Genomic DNA, 18,697 nt, shown 5'->3' with positions numbered 1-18,697 from the left:
AGATTGCGCGCCTATAACAAAACGGCGCCTTCTTCGCCCGCGCTTTCTTCGCGACGGCGGACTTTTCCGTCGCGGGAGCGCCAAAGGGCTCTGGCCCGGATTTTGCTTATTCTTTAGGCATACGCTCTGGCAAAAACCGAGGACACCAATGCCGCTCTATTCCTTTCACTGCTCCGCCTGCGACGCCGAGACCGAACTGCTGATGCGGTCCGATGAAGCCGCGATTTGCCCGGCTTGCGGCAGCGACAAGATGGAGCGCCTGCCCTCCTGGGTGGCGCCCGACATGAAAATGGAGAAGAATCGCCGGTTGTGGCGCGCCAAGGCCGCCGCCGAGGGCCACTTGTCGAATTACAGCCAGAAAGAACTGTCCACGTTCAAGAAATGACGTGAATCTGTCACGCTCAAGCGGATAGACTCGGCGCGTGGAGACCCTCATGCGCCGATTTCTTTGCCTTCTTGCGCTCTACGCCCTGCCCGCGAGCGCGCAACCCAATGTGCTGCTGTTTGTCGCCGATGGCCTGCGGCCCGGCGTGGTCAACGAAAAGACCGCGCCGACGCTGGCGGCGTTTTCTGCGCGCGGGGTTCGGTTCGCCAACAGCCATTCGCTGTTTCCCACTTTCACCACCGCCAATGCCGCCGCGCTCGCCACCGGCCATTTCGCCGGCGATCACGGCGATTTCTCCAATACGATCTTTGTCGGCAAGCCGATTTTCCTGCCCAATTTCGGGCCGACCGTCACCCCGTTCCTGGAATCGGACCGGGTGCTGGGCGATGTCGACGCCAATTTTGACGGGAATTACCTGAATGAGGAAACCATCCTCCAGGCCGCCCGCCAAAAAGGTTTTGCGACCGCCGCCATCGGCAAGCTCGGGCCGACGCTGATCCAGGACCATTTGGCCCGCGACGGTCAGACCATCGTCATCGACGACAGCACCGGGCATTCAGGCCCGGACGAGGACGCCGGCGTCGCCCTGCCCGCCGAAATCCAGAAGAAGCTGGAGGAAAAGGGCCTCGGGGTCGCAAAGCCGCGCGCCATGCCCAATGTCGCGCAGCAGGCCGATTTCGTCCGCGCCGCGACCGAGGTCGTGCTGCCCTGGTTCAAGCAGCGCGGCCAGACGTTTGTCATGGTGTTCTGGTCGCGCGACCCCGACGGCACCCAGCACGCCCAGACGGATTCGCTGGAAAAGCTCGTTCCCGGCATCAACGGCCCGACCTCGCTGGCCGCGATCCGCAACGCCGACGACAATTTCGCCGCCCTGCTCGCCGCCTTGAAGACGCAGGGTCTCGACGCCGACACCGATGTGATCGTCACCTCCGACCACGGCTTTTCCACCATTTCCAAGGAAAGCGCGACCAGTTGGGCGGCGACGCAGAGTTTTGACAAGGTCGCCGCCGGGCAATTGACGCCCGGCTTTGTCGCGCTCGACCTCGCCCACGCCCTGGCGCTGCCGATCTTCGACCCGGACAAGGGCAACGCGCCGGTCAAGCCGGGCGCGACGCCCAGCCGCGGCAATGGCCTGCTCGGCGACGATCCCGCGGACCCCGAAATCGTGGTCGCCGGCAATGGCGGCTCGGACCTGATCTATCTCCCCAAAGCGAAGGACCCCGCCGCCGCCAATGCGCTGGCGCGGAAAATCGCGCTAATCCTGTCGGCGCAGGACTATGTCAGCGGCATTTTCGCCAGCGACGATCTCGGGCCCGTGCCGGGCGCGTTAAAATTTTCCGAAATCGGCCTGAAGGGCGCGGCCGTCACCCCCGTCCCGGCGCTGGTCGTCAATTTCCGCAGCTTTTCCACCGGATGCGACGACCCCACCGCCTGCGGCGTCCAGGTGGCCGACACCAGCCTGCGCCAGGGCCAGGGCATGCACGGCTCGTTCTCGCGGGCGGACACGCGCAATGTCATGGCCGCCGCCGGCCCGAGTTTCCGCAGCGCCCATGTGGACCTCGCCCCGGCCAGCAATGCGGATATCGGCATGACCATCGCCCGGCTGCTCGATCTCGACATTCGCCACAAGGGCGGACTCGTCGGCCGGGTTCTGACCGAGGCCATGCCCAATGGCGCCGAGCCCGATTTTACACGCGGCGCCGTGTCTTCAACGCCCGACGCGCTGGGCCACGTCACAATTCTGAGTTTTCAGCAGGTGGGACCGACGCGTTATTTTGACGCGGCCGGCTATCCCGGCCGCACGCTCGGCCTGCCCGCGACTTTGCAATGAAAAAGCCGCATTGGGGGCGGTCGTGACCCGCCCCCGCCCTTCGAGACAGCCGCTTCGCGGCTTCCTCAGGGTGAGGGCTACTGAATCGGTTCGCCTCTCAGCCCGGGAACCAGGCCTCCAGCGGGAAACGGTAGTAGATCGAGATGATGTCGGCGCCTGGATTGGGCTTGTTGTAAACTTTTTCCGCCAGTTGCGCATTGGACAGGTGGCTGATGGCCACGCCGAAGCGCGAACGGTCGGCAAATTCATAGGACAGTTCGAGCTGGGTGCGGAATTCGAGCGGATAATTCAGCCTTTTGCCGTCGCCGGGCATGAACAGGCCGGGCTCGAATTTCGGCGTGACATGGAGCGGGCCGACATTCACGTCATAGGCGATGCCGGCGCCGATCCAGGTTCCGCCAGATGAGGTGACCTCCACGCCGGCGGTCGGATGCAGGCGACCATAAATGTCCGGCGTCGGCAGGAAATTATAGCCGCCATGAACTTCCAGACGCATGTCCGTCGCCGGATAATGCGGACGGTTGTAGTCGACCTTGAAGAAGGCGATGCGCGGATCGAGAAAGGTTTCGTCGAAAAAGCCGAGGCCGAAGCCGAGCAGGGTGGGGTCTCCGGCAAGGGAGGCGGAGGTCATCGCCAGCAGACAGACTGCCGCGAGACACGCGTCGCGAATCCGCATCGCCACCATTCCCCCATCCGTTCCGGAGTGATCCCGGAAGCAGATGGTTAACCATAGTGAGACGCGCCCCGCGCCACAATCACATTTCTGCAACAGGGCGCAGCAAATACAACCTGGGGTTTAGCGGTAAGGAGACGGGGCGGGCTGATTATAGCCGGGCGGGTTGTAGCCGGGACGATAGCCGCCCTGCTGCTGTTGCTGCTGCAGACGCTTCTGCTTGTAATAATGCCGCGCCGCGAGGCAGCCGGCGAGCGCGCCCGACCAAGTGTGCTTGACCGCGTGGCCGGCGACGCCGCCGGCGATCGCGCCGCGGATGCAGCCCTTGGCCTGCGCCTGCGTGGCCAAACCGAAAGGCGCCGCGAGAGACAGGGCGAGCGCGGCGGCGAAAAACTTGTTCATGCCAATACCCCAGAATGGACGCGATCCGTCTCGCGTTGCGCTAATATGGACGCGCTTGATTTGTTTTGCGACGTCCGCGCCGCCAGGGGCGCCAAAATTTACGGAGCCGCCGCCGTCACATCCTTCATGACGCCGCGCCGCGCCAAGGCCACGACCACCAGGAAGCTGAACGAGCACAGCAGGGCGGACAGGCCATAGGCCATGCCGGGCATATGGCCCTTGGAGATTTCAAAGGCGAGCAATTGGGTGAAGGTGATCGGGCCGATCATGCCAGACACCCCGCGCAGGCTCGACACCGCGCCTTGCAGCGCGCCCTGCTCGGAGACGCCGACAAAGCGGGTGGCCATGGACTGCATGGCCGGCGCCGCGAGGCTCCACAAAGCGATCAGCGGGATCGCGGCGAGGAAGGCCCAGCCGACCGGCGCGACGGCGAAGCCGACGAAGCCGAGGACGCCGAACACCAGGCCGGCGACCGCCGAGGGGGTTTCGCCGAACCGCTTCACCGCATGACGCACCAGGCCGCCGGCGACGAGGGTCTGGAAAATGCCGACGCCAGCGAGCGCGAGGCCGGTCTCGGTCGGGGTCCAGTGATAGCGGTAGTCGGTGTAGAGCACGAACAGGCTCGGCAGCGATTCATGCGCCAGCAGCGACAGGAAGATCGCGAGGACGATCGCCGCCAGCGCGGAATCGCGGCGGATGAATTTGAGGGCGCCGAACACGCTGGCGCTGCGCCAGACGAATTTCTTCGTGCGGTTTTCCGGGGCTAGCGATTCCGGCAGAACGAAATAGCCATAGACGGCGTTCGCCAGGCTGAAACCCGCCGCAGCCCAGAACGGCAGTCGCAGGTCGATGCCGCCAAGCCAGCCGCCGAGCGCCGGGCCAATGGTAAAACCGACGCCGAACACCGCGCCGAGCAGGCCGAATTTGGCCGCGCGTTTATCCGCCGGGGTGATGTCGGCGATATAGGCTTGCGCGGTGGAGAAACTGGCGGCGGCGGCGCCGGAGGCGAGGCGGCCGATGAACAGCCAGGTCAGGCTCGGGGCCAGCGCCATCACCAGATAATCGACGCCGAGGCCGATATTGGAGAGCAGGACCACCGGACGGCGGCCGAAGCGGTCGGACAGGGCGCCCAGCACCGGCTGGCACATGAACTGCGCCATCGCCCAGGCGATGCCAAAATAGCCGACCCAGCGCGAGGCCGCGGAAAAGTCGCCATCCCGGAAAGAAACGATCAGTTTCGGCAGGACCGGGACAATAATGCCAAGAGCGAGCACATCGAGCGCGGCCGTGATGAAGATGAAAATGAACGCGGCCTTGCCGGGCTTGTAGGACTGCATCACCAACGTCTCCCAACTTTCAGTCCTGTAACGCTTCATTGACACGTCATGCAAATGAAATCTTGCGCCCTCCTCCGTGAGTCGTAGCCGCGACGCGGAACAAGCCGCGGAAACTTGCGTTGGCGCAAAAAGGGGTGGGGAATGAGGACGATCCGGACCAGCGCCTTGCTTCTGCTGCTGGCGCCCGCCGCGCTCGCCGCCCAGACTGACCCCGATCGCGACAGCGCCGCCCTCGACAGGATCTGCGCGGCCTCCCCCGAGCCCGACGCCGACGCCCGCGACCAGAATATTTTGAGCACGCTGGGGACGGCGCTGCTGCTCGGCGACGATCAGAAAGCCAAGTTGAGGGACTATCGCGACGCGCAAGCCAAGGCGGTCGCCGATGCGCGCTCCAGCCTGTGCGAGCGAAAACCCGATCTGGGCGCGCTGCAGGGCGCGCTCGACTTCCGCAAGGCCATGGCCCAGGCCCAGCTCGACGCGCTCAACGCCGCCAGCCCGAAACTGCTCGATTTCTATAACAGCCTCAATCCCGAGCAGAGGGCGAAATTCGACGCCATGCGGGCCAATTTCGGCCGGCGGTCCCGATGAGGCGGGCGGCCCTCCTCCTCGCCGCGGCGGTTCTGGCGTCGGGTCCGGCGGACGCCCTGCCGCTGTTCATCGCCACGCCGCATGTTCAGGCCACGCCGATCGAACTGGCGCGTCACACGCGCCATCACAAGCGCCGCCACGCCCGCGCGTCGTCGGCGAGCGGCGAGGCCGTGGTCGGCGAGTTGTTCTGGCCGCTCCATGTCGCGACGCCCGATTTCGACGATCCCGCCTGCGCCTTCGTCGGCTGCGCCCCCGGCTGGACGCTCGGTCCGCTCGCTTGGGGTCTCTATGGCGTCGGCTTTTCCGATCCTCTGGGCCTGTCACGGTGACATCAGCGCAACGCGCGGGCACACCGGCATTTTCCAATCCTTAACCACGTCCGCATAGACTCCCTAAACCATATCCGGCGACAGACCGGAGGAGACGGGTATCCATGCGTAAAGCTCCCACGGCCCACGATCCGCATCTTTTCGCCATCAGCCTCGCCTTTCGCACGTTTCGCCGCGATTTCACCCTCGCGCCGCATTGGGCCTATCTCCTGTTCGGCATCGTCCCGATGCTCTGCGCCGCGCTGCTCGGCGCCGCGCTCTATCTCGTCTTCCGCGACGACATGCTGACCGCGCTGATGCGGCGCCAGGCGCAGATGCAATTCGCCTATGAGGACCGCATCGCCGCGCTGCGCGACCAGGTCGACCAGATGGCGACGCGCCAGCTCGCCAATCAGGACACGGTCGAAGGCAAGGTGGCCGAACTCGCGGTGCGCCAGGCGCGGCTGGAATCGCGCTCCGCCCTGGTCAGCGCCCTTGCCGCGAAAATCGCGCCCGGCGGCGACGGCGTCAGCGCCATCGACCGCATCGCCCCTTCCGCCGCCCGCGCCGCGACGCCTCCCGCGCCCGCCTATGCCGCGCCCGCTTATGCCGCGCCGGCGCGCTCCCTCGAGCCACAGCCGGCGCCGACAAAACCCGCGCCAGAAGGTTTTGACCTGCGCCGCGGCGGGGACCCGGCGCCCGTTCCCGAGGACGTCTCCGACGCGAGCGACGCGCTGTCGCCGCAGGATCGCCTGCGCGCCCTCGCCGGCAATGTCGAGCGCATCGAGCGCCGGCAGGCCGCCGCGCTCGAGCAATTGCGCGGTCCCGCCACGGCGCGCGCGGAAAACCTGCGGCAGGCCTTCACGGAAGCCGGCCTGCCCGTCGAGCGGCTGCTGCGCCATGCGGCCTCGGTCAAGCCGGCCAAAGGCGGCGAGGCCGTGGGCGGTCCCTTCGAGCCCGCATCAAGAGCCGACGCCTTCGGCAACTCCTACGTCACGACGGAGCGCGCCTTCGAGCGCGCCTATGGCGACGTCAACCGGGCCGTGACGCTGATGGACGGCTTGCGCCGCGCCCTGCCCTTCGCGCCGCTGCGCCAGCCGCTGCCCGGCCCGCTCGACGTCACCTCAACCTTCGGCTATCGCACCGACCCGTTCCTGGGCCGCCCGGCGCTGCACTCCGGCATGGATTTGCGCGCCCCCTATGGCGAACCCGTGCGCGCCACGGCGAGCGGCCGCGTCACGGCCGCCGAAAGCTCCGGCGGCTACGGCAATATGGTCGAGGTCGATCACGGCGCCGGACTCGCCACCCGTTACGGCCATCTCTCGCAGATCGACGTGAGCGAGGGCGAGTGGGTCGAGGCGGGCGCGATCATCGGCCGCATCGGCTCCACCGGACGCTCTACCGGCCCGCATCTGCATTATGAGGTGCGCGTCGACGGCGCGGCCGTCGATCCCTCGCGTTATCTCAAAGCCGGGCGGCTGCTCACGGCTGGGCTGTAGCTTTTTCCGCCATGGCGCGCGCCGGCAGGATTTTTTGCAGCGCCGCCCGCAGCTTTTCGTCCGGCTTGGCGCCGCTGGTATAGCGGAAAGAGAAGCCGCCCTGCCCTTCGGCGCGCCTGTCGCGCAAGACATGGTCGGCGCGGCGGGCGATCGCCGGCGCGGGATCGATCCAATGCACCGGCCAGGGCGCCAGGCGCACAAATTGTTCCTTCAGCAAGGGATAATGGGTGCAGGCCAGCACCACGCAATCGGTGCGCCGCTCGCCGCTGACGACGAAGCAGGGCGCGATCTCCGCCGCCACCTCGGCCTCGTCGAGCTGTTCGCCTTGCACAAAAGCCTCGGCGAGGCTGGCGAGTTTGCGCGCGCCCACCAGGGCGACGTCGCAATGGCCGGCAAATTTTTCGACGAGATCGCGGGTGTAGTCGCGCGACACTGTCCCCGGCGTCGCCAGAATCGAGATCATCCGGGTCGCGGAAAATTCCGCCGCCGGTTTTATCGCGGGCACCGTGCCGACGAAGGGAATGGACCATTTCGCCCGCAGGTGCGGCAGAACCAGGGTGGACGCCGTGTTGCAGGCGATGACCACGCAATCCGGCTGTTCCGAGCCGATCAGCGCAGCCATGGCGTTCATCACCAGCGCCACCACCTCGCTTTCGGGGCGCGGGCCGTAGGGAAAGCCGAGATCGTCGGCGGCATAGACGAAATCGGCGTCCGGCCGCTGTTTCATCAGGGCGCGCAACACCGTGAGCCCGCCGAGGCCGGAATCGAACACCAGAATTTTCGCGCGAATCGAAGCGGCGATCATGCCCCGCTTTAGCGCGAATCCTTTGCCGCGGCCAAGGATTCAGATTTTCGGCGCTTGCGAAAACTCCGGCGCGTCGCAGGTCAGCTTGACCCAGGGCTGGCGCGAGCGGGTCCAGCATTGCAGCGCCACCCGCTGCAAAACCCTGGTGTCGTCGAGCGTGCCGGCGCGCAGGATGAACATGCCGGGACGCAGGAGATTGTGGCTGCCCATCGGCGAGCCGCAGCGTGGACAGAAATAGCGCTTCAAAATATTGCCGCTGTCGCCGCGGTCCTCATAGACCGCCATGTCGCCTGACAATTCGATGTCCGCCTCGGGCGTCAGCAGATTGACGGAAAAGGCGGAGCCGGAGCTTTTTTGGCAATGGGTGCAATGGCAGACGGAGATTTTGGGCGGCAACGCCTTCAGCCGATAGCGCACCGCGCCACACAGGCATCCCCCTGAAATCTCTTCCATGCCTTATCCTTTCAGCACGACCGCGACGGCGCCCGCCAGATCCGAGGACTGTTCCGCCAGAGCATCGGCGCCGGCGGCCTCCAGCTCCTCGCGGGAGCCAAAACCCCACAAAACGCCGACGCTCCTCATTCCATTCGCGCGGGCGCCAAAAATGTCATAGCGGCGATCCCCCACCATCACCGCCCGCGCGGGGTCGATCGCCTGCTCGGCGATAATATGAGCGAGAAGCTGCGGTTTTTCGTCGAGGGCGCCGCCGGGAACGGAGCCGTAAACCGTTTGGAAAAACCGGGCGAGTTCGAGGTGATCCAGGATGCGTCGGGCGAATGCCTGACGCTTGGACGTGGCGACGAACAGCCGCGCGCCCGTCTCCGCCAGCGCTTGCACGGCCTCGGCGATGCCGGGATAGGGGGCGCAGTCGTAAAGGCCGGTCTCGCCGTAATAGGCGCGATAGGCCGCCACGCCCTCGGCGACGCGGTCGTCGCCGCGCGCGCCGAGCAGGCTCGTGATCATCTCTTCGAGCGGCGGGCCGATATAGGCTTTGATGTCCTGGGCGCCGGCGGGATGGCCAAGGGCGCGCAGAGTCGCCTCGCAGCTGGCGATGATGCCGGGCTCGGAATCGATCAGCGTGCCGTCGAGGTCGAGAAGTATGGTCGAGGTCATGCGCGTTCATAGCTTTTCGCGCCGGAGGCGTAAACGTTCGCCCGCTTGACGCCCCCGCCCGCCTCCTGTAGGAAGCCGTCTCTCTCCCGCTGGCCCCGGCCGGCGGGAAAGTTTTTCGCACCCGCGACCGTTCCCTTTCAGGTGAGCGATCTGTCGGCTTCCCCGGAAGCAGAGGAGGGCGCGATCTCCGCCGGCGTTTTTTTCGAAACCGCCGAACGCGAGGATCGCCGACCGCGCCGGCCGTCAGGCCGAAGCGCGACACGGTTCTCGTGCGCCAAATATCGAGGACCTTATGACCAAGCGTTCAGAAGCCAAGTATAAAATTGACCGCCGTATGGGCCAGAACATCTGGGGCCGCCCGAAGAGCCCGGTCAACAAGCGCGAATACGGCCCCGGCCAGCACGGCCAGCGCCGCAAGGGCAAGCTCTCCGACTTCGGCACCCAGCTCAAGGCCAAGCAGAAGCTCAAGGGCTATTACGGCAACATTTCCGAGAAGCAGTTCCGCAAGTACTACGCCGAAGCGATCCGCATGAAGGGCGACTCGGGCGACAACATGATCGGCCTGCTGGAGCGCCGCCTGGACGCCGTCGTCTATCGCGCGAAGTTCGTGCCGACCGTGTTCGCCGCGCGCCAGTTCGTCAACCACGGCCATGTCAAGGTCAACGGCCGCCGCGTCAACATCGCCTCCTATCTGGTGAAGGCCGGCGACGTGATCGAGGTCAAGGAATCCTCGCGTCAGCTCGTGACTGTGCTGGAATCCGTGGCGCTGGCCGAGCGCGACGTGCCGGATTACTACGAGGTCGATCATTCCAAGATGACCGCCAAGCTGACCCGCGTTCCGCTGCCGAGCGAAGTGCCCTACCCGGTGCTGATGGAGCCGAATCTGGTCATCGAATTCTATTCGCGCTGATCCTTCGGCGCCTCCGCGACAAAGCCAAGCCGCCCCTCGGGCGGCTTTTTTGTGCGCCAAGCAACGGCTATTTTTGCGCGGCGACCAAGCCGCCTTTCTGGGCGGCTTTTGTGTGCAATGCCGTTTTGATTCAGGTCATAGACCGAACCGGCATCCTGCGACAGTCTTTGGGCTCCCAGGGGGCCAACATGTGACAATTGGCTGTCCGGGCAGGAATGCGGCCCGGTCCGTCACGCGAAAGCGAGCGGAAGGATCGGGTCATCCGTCGGCAGTCCGGCGGCAAGATATGCCGCGTCCCAGAGACATGGCGGGCGAGAGATCATCTCGCCCAAGCCGGAAGCTCAACGGGGCGCGGATGCGGTGACGGTCAGATTTTAGCGAAGAGCCCGGCCAGACGCATCAATCCCTCCGGCCAGGGACCGTGACCGCTCTCGGCGTTGATATGGCCGGCGTCGCCCGCGTCGGCCAAGTCCAGCGCCCAAACGTCAGCGAGCCGTTCGGCGAAAGCCCAATCGGCGAAAGGATCGCTGCGGCTGGCCACCAGCACGCCGGGAACTTGAAGCGCCGCTTGCGGCGCTTTTTCTTTGAACAAAGGGTCGACCGGCTGATCGGCCAGCGCGAGGCTGTCGAGGTCGGGCGGCGCCACCAGGAAGGCCGCCTTGACCTTGTCGCCGCCATGCTCCGCGATGGCGCTGGCGGCCGCCAGCGCGCCCAGGCTGTGGCCGACCAGGGCGACAGGCCGGGTCGCCGCCCCGATCTGACGCACAATCGCGTCCACCCAAGGTTTGTGCTGCGGCCGGTCAAAATCCTCCTGCGCGACCAGGCGCGCGGTGGACAGTTTTTGCACCCAGCGGGTCTGCCAATGGTCGGGTCCCGAGCCGCCGAGGCCGGGGATGATGAGAAGATCGAGTTCGGAAATGCGCATGGGCTCTATTTAGCGCAAGCCAAGCGGAAGGGAAGCGCGCCGCGCGTCAGACCGCCATATTGTCGATCAGGCGCGTGCGTCCCAGCCGCGCCGCCACCAGCAGCCGCACCGGTCCGTCGGCAAGCGCCGCAACGGGCGCCAAGCTTTCGGCATGGCGGGCTTCAAAATAATCGAGCGCGAAACCGCCGGCCTCGATTTTTTGCGCGGCGGCGGCGCACAGCGCCGAAACGTCTTTGCCGGCGCGTATGGCCTCGGCGGTCTCGCTCAGGACCTGCGACAGCAGGACCGCTTGGCCGCGTTCCTCCGCGCTCAGATAGACGTTGCGCGAGGACATGGCGAGGCCGTCGGCTTCGCGCTTGATGGGAACGCCGAAGATTTGCGTGGGAATGTCGAGGTCGCGCGCCATCTGCCGGATGACTGCGAGCTGCTGAAAATCCTTTTCGCCGAAACAGGCGCCATCGGCCTGCGCCTGGTTGAGCAGTTTGGCGACGACCTGGGCGACGCCGGCGAAATGGTCGGGCCGGAACTTGTCCTCCAGCCCCGCCAGCGCCGGACCGCCCGGAATGACCTTTGTCGAAAAGCCGGCAGGATAGATTTCCTCGGGCGGCGGCGCGAAACAGCCGTCAGCGCCGATCGAGGCGAGCTTGTCCACGTCCGCCGCAAAAGTGCGGGGATAGGCGCCGAAATCCTCGTTGGCGGCGAATTGCGTGGGATTGACGAAGATGCTGTAGACCGTCCGCCCAAAACCCTTTGCGCGCGCGAACTCGGCCAACGAGAGGTGTCCGGCGTGCAGGGCGCCCATTGTGGGGATCAGCGCAATTTTTTCCCCCTGCCCGCGCCAGCGCGCCACGGCGGCGCGCATCTCGGCGATGGTGCGGAAAATCTCGGGCTGGCTCATAGCATCGACTCGTTCTTGATGGCGCGGAATTTGGGCGGCGCCGCTTCCGCCGCCAGTCCGCCGCAGGCGCGCAAAAATTCGACATGTTCGCGCGGAAAACCATGCGCGACGGCGCTGGCGACGATCTTTTCCATATAGTCTGACGGCGCGCGGCCAAGGCTCGCCTCGGGACGGCCGAGATAGACCAGCGCGCGGACCGCGCCGCCCTTGTCGCGGATCACCGGCAGAACCAGCTTTTCATAGGCGCCCTGGGCGACGCCCTCATAGCGGTCGAGCGCGGCGAGCGCGCCAAAGCCGAGCTCCCACAGCACGCCATAGGTCAGCGCGCTGGGATCGCGCGCCAGGGTGGCGAAACCGTCGGGCAGCAGGGCGAAGCGGAATTTGGGCAGCCGCGCCACGCCGAGCAGTTTGGCGTTCGGGCAACGCGCCGCCATATCGGCGACGCTCATATTGGAGCCATAGGCGAAGGTCAGAGGCATGTCGGTCGCAAAAGTTTGAAACTCCTTGCGCCCGCCACGCCGCCGCGTCAAGCCGCGAGGCTCTGGCCCAGAGCGGAAGCCTCCGGGGCGGGCGCCGCCAGCACCTGGGTGACGAGCCAGTTGTAATACCAGGCGAACAGCCAGGGGATCGGAATGAGCAGGAAGGAGCCGAGCACCAGCACCAGCGTGCGCCACAGCAGCTCCAGGCCCTCGCCGACGAATTCGAAGCGGTGGCTGCCCGCGACATTGCGGCAGATCCAGCGCGCCTGATAGCGGATCACCCAGGCCCAGCCGATGATCGTCAGGACGGAAAGGCCGAGCAGCAGGCTCCAGCCGAAGAAGGCCCAGAATCCCCCCTGAAAGGCGACGCGCAAGGCGCCGTCCTCGCTGCGGGCGGAGTCGACGAGCCAGCGCAGGATCAGGAAGGAAAAGACCACCTGGACCAGCGAGCCGATCAGTTGCGCCGCCTGGACATCGCCGCGCTGCGCCGCATGGGCGTCTCCGGCGCCGAGAAGCGAGGGGATGATCACCGACAAAGCGAGACCGATGAACAGGAAAGCGGGACGGCCGAGGCCGCTCTCCAGCCCGAGGCGGGCGCCGTTGGGCAGGCTGACGCGCTCCATCAGCCAGCGATAGAGCCAGAGCGCCAGCCAGGGCGCGGGAAGGATGAAGAGAAAGCCGATCCCGGCGACAAGGCTGCGCCAGAACAGGCCCCAGACCGGAAAATCCGCGCGCAGGGCCGCCGAGGCGCCGGGGGGCGGCGCCGACATGGCGGCGGCGAGTTCGGGCACGTCGCGGGCCGCCCGGGGCGCGCCGCCCTCGGGCCAGACCAGACAATCCGGCGCGATGCGGCCGGAGCGGGCGATGACAAGCAATTCCTCGAAGGAGACGGGGCCGTTTTGATGGCCGGCGCGATCCTTGAAATAATAATTCCAGGACATGGAGAAACTCCAGCATGACCGCGGCAGTCTGCGCCACGCCTGCGGAAAACGCCAGCGCGCGAGGGCTGGAAACAGGAAACGGCGGGCCTTTCCTGGGACCCGCCGCCTCTTTCTTCCCGCTAGCCGTGTCTCGCGGTGAGGGAATTCTTTTTTACAGGCCCGCCAAAAAGTTGGTGGGATCGACGGGCTTGTGGCCCTTGCGCAGCTCGAAGTGCAGCTGCGGGGAGGAGACGTTGCCGCTCTGGCCGGAGACCGCAATCACCTGGCCGCGCTTGACCTTGTCGCCGCGCTTGACGTTCAGCGTGCTGTTGTTGGCGTAGACGCTGTCGAAGCCGTTGGGATGGTGGATCAGGACCAGATTGCCATAGCCCTTCAGCTCGCTGCCGGCATAGGTGACCTCGCCGGCCTCTGCCGCCTTCACCGCCGTGCCCTCGGGCACCGCGATATTAATGCCGTCATTGCCGCCGCCGCCATAGCCGCCGATCACGCGGCCGCGCGCCGGCCAGCGGAATTCCGGATTGGCGCTGTCGCCGCCCCCCTCGGGCGTGGAGCTGACGGTGGTGGAGCGGTCGACCGACTTCGGCTGAACCGTTTCGGGCGCGGCTTCCGCGACCCTGGGCTTTTCCACCGCCGGCGCGACCTGCGCCTGCTGCTGGGCCTTGGCCTGCGCCTTGGCGAGCTGTTCCGCCTTCTTCGCCTCGGCGGCGGCGGCCTTGGCCTCGGCGGCGGCCTTGGCTTCGGCGAGGGCCGCCTGCTTGGCCTCGGCCATTTTTTTCGCGTCAGCGGCGGCGGTCTTCTTGGCTTCCGCGGAAGCCAGCTTGTTCGCGTCGGCGGCGGCCTGAATCTCCTGGGCCTTCTTCTTCTCGATGGCGCGCGCGGCCTCCTTGATCGCGTCGGCGCGGGCCTCGGCGAGCTTGGCCTTGCGCTCGGCGATGGGATCGACCTTCGGCTTGACGGCGGAGACCGGCAGGGCGGCCTGCTCGTTCTCCTCGGCGACCAGCGATTTCGGGCCGGGCTTCATCACCAGGCGCGGTTCGGGTTTCCGCGGCGCGGGCGCCGGCGCGGCCTCTTCGGCGTCCTCGCGCGGCCGGATCGGCTGCGCCTTGGCGACCAGAGCCGGCGCCGCCTGAGGCGCGGCCGAACGCGCCGCCTCGGCGCGGGCGGAGGCGTTGTAGACCGGGATGGTCAGGCGCGTCCCCGGCTGGACCTGGGCCGCCGAGCGATAGCCGTTCAGCTGCAGAAGGGTCTCGGTGGGCACGCCATAGCGGTTGGCGATCGCGCCGGCGGTCTCGCCCTGAGCGACGACGACGGGCGCGCCGCCTTCGACCGACCAGCCGCCGACGCGACCCGCGACCGTGCGCGGCGCGGGGGCCGGCGCGGCGACGGCCCGGACCGGGGCGGGCTGGATCGGCGCGGACTGGATCGGCGCGGGCGCCGCGATTTGGGGCGGCGGCAGCGGCTGGCTGGCGATGGGCGCCACGGGAGCGGCGCGGCTCACCGGCAGCGGCGCGACCGGACGCGGCGCGGCGGAGCGGCGCAGATCGGCGGTGGGCTCGCGGCTCGGCGCGGGCTCGTCGAAGGTGCGGAACGCTTCGGAGAAAAAGCCTTTGTTGTCGCCGGAATCGGCATATTTGCTCACCGGCGGCAGGGTCGAGCCGGTGGGCGTTCGGTCATAGCCGGAGGCGGAGGCCTTGAACGGATTGGAGAAGGGATCGTCAATCCGGGAGGAGTCGGCGCAGCCCGACAAGGCCAGGGCCGCAACGCCGGCCAACAACAGGCCGATTTCTTTCCGCTTCAGCGCTTGCACCATGACTCAACTCACAAACCGAACATCAACGTGTTGATTTAGAGCTATTTGGGTTAAAGGAGCGTTTAAGATGAATCGTCGTTCACCCAATTTCGCTACGGCAGGCGAGCGGACAGGCTTAACGAGCCGTTAAAGCTTGGCGAACAGCCCGCTCAGCAGGGCCTGCGCCCGGCAAGGTCCAAGCGAGGTCGCTTCGATCCTGTCGCCGGCGATGCGGCGATAAAGCACCCGCTCCGTCCGCTCGCCGGAGGCGCGCGCGGCGATCAGCGCCCCGCCCTCCCCCAATGCGCCGAGCAGATGCGGCGGCGGCGTCTCGACGGCGGCATGGATGATGATGCGGTCGAACAGGCCGAGTTCGGGGGAAATGTCGGCGCCGTCGGCCCAGAGCGCCGCCACATTGGCGATCTTCAGCCGCTCCAGTTTTTCGCGGGCGGCGCGGGCGAGCGAATCGAAACATTCGAGCGTGACCACCCGGTTCGCCAGCCCCGACAGCACCGCCGCCGACCAGCCCGACCCCGTCCCGACCTCGAGCACCCGCATATGCGGGGCGACGCCCAACGCCGCAAGCGCCAGCGCCAGCTCGGACGGGCTTTCGATGGTCTGGCCGCAGGGCAAGGGCAAGGCGATGTCGCGCAGCGCGAGAGAAACCTGCGCCGCGCCGACGAAATTTTCCCGCGGCGCATTCTCCATGGCGCGCAGCAGGTTGAGATCGTTAAAACCCTTGGAGCGCAGGCTCAGCAGCAGGCGCGCCGCCGCGAGTTTTTGCAATTCCACCCGCGCCTGGGCGGCCGCCGACGGGAAGGGCGGCTGATACGCCATTCAGCCGAAGACGCTGGCGAAATGGGCCAGCCCCGGCTCGTCGGTCAGGTCGAGTTGCAGCGGGGTGACGGAGATGCGATTCTGCGCCACGGCTTCGAGATCGGTCCCCTCCCCCGCAACGAAACTCGGACGCTCGAAGGCGATCCAGTAATAGGGATTGCCGCGCCCGTCGCGGCGGCCCTCGATCTTCATCAGCTCCTGTTCGCGCCGGCCCTGGCGGGTGAGGCTCACGCCCTGCACCTCGTCAGGCGGACAGGCGGGGAAATTGAGGTTGACGAGCACGCCCGGGGGAAAGCCGCGCGCGACGATTTTCTCGATCAGCCCGGCGGCATGGGCCTCCGCGCAGTCCCAGAACGAATTTTCGCCGGCATAGCATTGCGACAGGGCGATGGAGGGAAAGCCCAGCAGCGTGCCCTCCATGGCGCCGGCGATGGTGCCGGAATAGGTGACGTCCTCGGCGACATTCTGGCCGCGATTGACGCCGGACAGGATGAGGTCGGGCGGGTTGTCCAGCATGATTTTTCGCACGCCCATGATGATGCAGTCGGTCGGCGTGCCTTTGACGGCGAAATGATTGTCCGAGACTTTGCGCAGCCGCAGCGGGTCGGAGAGGGACAGCGAATGCGCGACGCCGGACTGGTCGCTTTCCGGGGCGACGACGACGACCTCGTCGGCCAGGCTTTTGGCGATCCGCTCCAGCACGGCCAGGCCGGGGGCATGGATGCCGTCGTCATTGGTGATGAGAATGCGCATGATTTTTGCCGCCCCGCGATTCGGGTGAAGGATTTCGGGCGGTTATAGCGGGAATGGGCGGAGAGGGCAGCCCTTTTGGCCGCCCAGCCGGCCGCCGCACCCTTCTCCCGCAAGGGCACGGCTGTCCGGGGAAATTGTCGGTTCTACAGATACGCGAATGTCCGCATGACGATGCAAATTCATGTCGTCATGGCCGGGCGTCGTCCCGGCCATCCACGCGGCGCCGCAATGCGAACTGCCGGAGGTTTTCCCCCGCGGGCCGGCGTGGATGCCCGGGACAAGCCCGGGCATGACGCTCTTGGGTTGAAATTGCGCTGGGAAACACAACCAAGATTGTTTCCCCGGAGAGCCGTGCCCCTGCGGGAGAAGGGAGGCGCCGTCACATCAGCGGGAGGGAGCCGCAGGGCCATTCAATCGAGCGGAAAACGCGACCGGGCCGGCCCCTGGAAAGTGAAAACGCGCGACCTACACTATATTGTTCTTGTTATGTTCCACGTGAAACATTTTCCAATGTTTCACGGCAGTAAGCCCTTCCGAGACAACCACTTACCCAAGACACAGGCGCCTCGCCGTCGTCAACGCCACCCAACATTTCGTACGCAACCAAAGGGTTGCAGCTGTGAAAATCGACGGTTTTTTGCAAGAATTTTGCGCAAAAAATTCGAAGAATTTTCACAAGAAATCGTAGGTTTTCAACGCAAAACTACAACCGGAAATAGAAATTTCCGCAACAACCAGCCAGCGGGTCGGCGTGGATGACCGGGACAAGCCCGGTCATGACGACGGGGGAAGCGCGAGGCTTACGCCTTCTCGATCTTGTCCAGACCGCCCATATAGGGCCGCAAAACCTCCGGGACCGTGACCGAGCCGTCCTCGTTCTGGTAATTCTCCAGCACCGCCACCAGCGCCCGGCCGACCGCCACGCCCGAGCCGTTGAGCGTGTGGACGAAACGCGGGTTTTTGGCGTCTGCAGGCCGATAGCGCGCCCCCATGCGGCGGGCCTGGAAATCGCCGCACACCGAACAGGAGGAGATTTCGCGATAGCGGTCCTGGCCCGGCAGCCAGACCTCGATGTCATAGGTTTTTTGCGAGGCGAACCCCATGTCGCCGGTGCACAGCAGCACCACGCGATAGGGCAGCCCCAGGCGCTTCAAAACCTCTTCGGCGCAGGCGGTCATGCGCTCGTGCTCGTCGATGGCCTGTTCCGGCGTGGTGATCGACACCATTTCCACCTTGGCAAACTGGTGCTGGCGGATCATGCCGCGGGTGTCGCGGCCCGCCGCGCCGGCCTCTGCGCGGAAACAGGGCGTGCCCGCCGTCATGCGCAGCGGCAGGTTTTTTTCGTCCAGAATCTGTTCGCGGGCCAGATTGGTCAGCGGCACTTCCGCCGTGGGGATCAGCCAGAAATGGTCCAGTTCGCCTGTCGCGCCCCCGGCAAAATGCTGTTCGGCTTCGACAAGGCTCAGCGCCGCGAACTGGTCGTCGCGGAATTTCGGCAATTGCGCCGTGCCGAACATCGCTTGGTCCCGCACCAACAGCGGCGGCGCCACTTCGGTGTAGCCGTGGTGATCGGTGTGCAGGTCGAGCATGAACGCTTCCAGCGCGCGCTCCAGCCGGGCGAGCTTGCCCCTGAGCACGGTGAACCGGGCGCCCGAAATCTTGGAGGCGGCTTCGAAATCCATGAGGCCGAGCGCCTCGCCGATCTCAAAATGCTCCTTCGGCTTGAAGCCGAATTTTTTGGGCTCGCCGACGCGGCGAACCTCGGGATTGTCACTCTCGTCGGCGCCGAACGGGACTTCGGGAAGCGGGCGATTGGGGATCGCGGCCAGCTCCGTCTCCAGCGCCGCGATCGCCTCGCGCTCCTGCGCTTCGAGCGCGCCCATGGTTTCCTTGAGTTCGGCGACCTCGGCCTTGAGCTTTTCGGCGAGCCCAGCGTCCTTGGCCTTCATCGCCGCGCCGATTTCTTTTGACGCGGCGTTGCGGCGCTCCTGCGCAGCTTGCGCTTTTTGAATCGCGTTCTTGCGGGCGTCGTCGAGCGCCACCAGTTTCGAAATCAGGGCGTCGGCGGCGGCCTCGTCCGGCTTGCGCCTCAAAATATCGGCGCGGAAGGCGGCGAGGTCGTCGCGGATCGTCTTGATGTCGTGCATGGCGGGCTCGAAGAATTCGTGGACCGCCCTCGCCCTTCGAGACGGCGCTGACGCGCCTCCTCAGGGTGAGGGCTCAT

The 18,697-nt window shown here is 66.2% G+C and carries 20 protein-coding genes; 6 read left to right on the top strand and 14 right to left on the bottom strand.

What is annotated here, in order from left to right; all coding sequences use genetic code 11:
* Positions 1 to 148 precede the first annotated feature (148 nt).
* Both M2320_RS02745 and M2320_RS02740 read left to right on the top strand, forming a co-directional pair.
* The gene (locus M2320_RS02745) at positions 149 to 385 is read left to right on the top strand and encodes an FmdB family zinc ribbon protein (RefSeq protein ID WP_184425636.1); all 237 of its coding nucleotides are present in this window, start codon (positions 149 to 151) and stop codon (positions 383 to 385) included.
* Between the two features lie 49 nt (positions 386 to 434).
* On the top strand, positions 435 to 2,216 hold the full coding sequence (locus M2320_RS02740) for an alkaline phosphatase family protein (RefSeq protein ID WP_264595986.1): 1,782 nt from the start codon (positions 435 to 437) through the stop codon (positions 2,214 to 2,216).
* Between the two features lie 97 nt (positions 2,217 to 2,313).
* Here M2320_RS02740 and M2320_RS02735 read toward each other — a convergent pair whose 3' ends face one another.
* From M2320_RS02735 to M2320_RS02725, 3 genes are all read right to left on the bottom strand, one after another.
* Complete coding sequence (locus M2320_RS02735) at positions 2,314 to 2,901, bottom strand: acyloxyacyl hydrolase (protein ID WP_264595985.1); 588 nt, start codon at positions 2,899 to 2,901, stop codon at positions 2,314 to 2,316.
* Positions 2,902 to 3,012: 111 nt separating this feature from the next.
* Positions 3,013 to 3,291: a hypothetical protein gene (locus tag M2320_RS02730; RefSeq protein WP_264595984.1), complete on the bottom strand. Its 279-nt coding sequence runs from the start codon at positions 3,289 to 3,291 to the stop codon at positions 3,013 to 3,015.
* 98 nt (positions 3,292 to 3,389) lie between these two features.
* A complete protein-coding gene (locus M2320_RS02725) occupies positions 3,390 to 4,628 on the bottom strand; it encodes a TCR/Tet family MFS transporter (RefSeq protein WP_184425864.1) in 1,239 nt (412 codons plus the stop codon).
* Positions 4,629 to 4,769: 141 nt separating this feature from the next.
* On the opposite strand from M2320_RS02725, the gene M2320_RS02720 reads away from it, so the two are divergent.
* From M2320_RS02720 to M2320_RS23245, 3 genes are all read left to right on the top strand, one after another.
* Positions 4,770 to 5,216 (top strand): Spy/CpxP family protein refolding chaperone, encoded by a 447-nt coding sequence (locus tag M2320_RS02720; RefSeq protein WP_264595983.1) that lies wholly within the window; start codon positions 4,770 to 4,772, stop codon positions 5,214 to 5,216.
* Positions 5,213 to 5,545 (top strand): hypothetical protein, encoded by a 333-nt coding sequence (locus M2320_RS02715; RefSeq protein ID WP_264595982.1) that lies wholly within the window; start codon positions 5,213 to 5,215, stop codon positions 5,543 to 5,545. The genes M2320_RS02720 and M2320_RS02715 overlap by 4 nt, the downstream gene beginning before the upstream one ends.
* Before the next feature lie 104 nt (positions 5,546 to 5,649).
* Positions 5,650 to 7,023 (top strand): M23 family metallopeptidase, encoded by a 1,374-nt coding sequence (locus M2320_RS23245; RefSeq protein ID WP_319801407.1) that lies wholly within the window; start codon positions 5,650 to 5,652, stop codon positions 7,021 to 7,023.
* On the opposite strand, the gene murI is transcribed toward M2320_RS23245, so the two are convergent.
* From murI to M2320_RS02695, 3 genes are read right to left on the bottom strand one after another with little or no spacing between them, the layout of a single operon-like run.
* Positions 7,007 to 7,828, bottom strand: a complete 822-nt coding sequence (gene murI / locus M2320_RS02705; protein ID WP_264595981.1) for a glutamate racemase — start codon at positions 7,826 to 7,828, stop codon at positions 7,007 to 7,009. The two genes, M2320_RS23245 and murI, sit on opposite strands and share 17 nt — an antisense overlap.
* Positions 7,829 to 7,867: 39 nt before the next feature.
* Positions 7,868 to 8,281, bottom strand: coding sequence for a GFA family protein (locus M2320_RS02700; protein ID WP_264595980.1), 414 nt, complete (start codon positions 8,279 to 8,281; stop codon positions 7,868 to 7,870).
* A gap of 3 nt (positions 8,282 to 8,284) precedes the next feature.
* Complete coding sequence (locus tag M2320_RS02695) at positions 8,285 to 8,941, bottom strand: HAD hydrolase-like protein (protein WP_264595979.1); 657 nt, start codon at positions 8,939 to 8,941, stop codon at positions 8,285 to 8,287.
* Positions 8,942 to 9,233: 292 nt separating this feature from the next.
* Between M2320_RS02695 and rpsD the strand changes: the two genes are divergently transcribed.
* Positions 9,234 to 9,851, top strand: a complete 618-nt coding sequence (gene rpsD / locus M2320_RS02690) for a 30S ribosomal protein S4 (protein ID WP_184425618.1) — start codon at positions 9,234 to 9,236, stop codon at positions 9,849 to 9,851.
* Positions 9,852 to 10,218: 367 nt separating this feature from the next.
* On the opposite strand, the gene M2320_RS02685 is transcribed toward rpsD, so the two are convergent.
* From M2320_RS02685 to serS, 8 genes are all read right to left on the bottom strand, one after another.
* The gene (locus tag M2320_RS02685) at positions 10,219 to 10,776 is read right to left on the bottom strand and encodes an RBBP9/YdeN family alpha/beta hydrolase (protein ID WP_264595978.1); all 558 of its coding nucleotides are present in this window, start codon (positions 10,774 to 10,776) and stop codon (positions 10,219 to 10,221) included.
* A gap of 46 nt (positions 10,777 to 10,822) precedes the next feature.
* Entirely contained in the window at positions 10,823 to 11,674 is an 852-nt protein-coding gene (gene panC, locus M2320_RS02680) for a pantoate--beta-alanine ligase (protein WP_264595977.1), read from the bottom strand.
* The gene (locus M2320_RS02675) at positions 11,671 to 12,153 is read right to left on the bottom strand and encodes a gamma-glutamylcyclotransferase family protein (protein WP_264595976.1); all 483 of its coding nucleotides are present in this window, start codon (positions 12,151 to 12,153) and stop codon (positions 11,671 to 11,673) included. Before M2320_RS02675 ends, panC begins: the two co-directional genes overlap by 4 nt.
* A 47-nt stretch (positions 12,154 to 12,200) precedes the next feature.
* Positions 12,201 to 13,094, bottom strand: a complete 894-nt coding sequence (locus M2320_RS02670) for a DUF4339 domain-containing protein (protein ID WP_264595975.1) — start codon at positions 13,092 to 13,094, stop codon at positions 12,201 to 12,203.
* A gap of 151 nt (positions 13,095 to 13,245) precedes the next feature.
* Positions 13,246 to 14,904, bottom strand: a complete 1,659-nt coding sequence (locus tag M2320_RS02665) for a LysM peptidoglycan-binding domain-containing M23 family metallopeptidase (protein WP_264595974.1) — start codon at positions 14,902 to 14,904, stop codon at positions 13,246 to 13,248.
* 126 nt (positions 14,905 to 15,030) lie between these two features.
* Positions 15,031 to 15,720: a protein-L-isoaspartate O-methyltransferase family protein gene (locus tag M2320_RS02660; protein WP_264595973.1), complete on the bottom strand. Its 690-nt coding sequence runs from the start codon at positions 15,718 to 15,720 to the stop codon at positions 15,031 to 15,033.
* On the bottom strand, positions 15,721 to 16,473 hold the full coding sequence (gene surE, locus M2320_RS02655; protein ID WP_184425604.1) for a 5'/3'-nucleotidase SurE: 753 nt from the start codon (positions 16,471 to 16,473) through the stop codon (positions 15,721 to 15,723). It lies immediately after the preceding gene.
* An 800-nt stretch (positions 16,474 to 17,273) separates the two neighbouring features.
* Positions 17,274 to 18,620 (bottom strand): serine--tRNA ligase, encoded by a 1,347-nt coding sequence (gene serS, locus M2320_RS02650; RefSeq protein WP_264595972.1) that lies wholly within the window; start codon positions 18,618 to 18,620, stop codon positions 17,274 to 17,276.
* Between the last annotated feature and the right edge of the window lie 77 nt (positions 18,621 to 18,697).

It is taken from the genome of Rhodoblastus acidophilus (assembly GCF_025961575.1).
Classification (GTDB): Bacteria; Pseudomonadota; Alphaproteobacteria; order Rhizobiales; family Beijerinckiaceae; genus Rhodoblastus; species Rhodoblastus acidophilus_C.
This window is presented reverse-complemented; position numbering and strand designations above follow the sequence as displayed.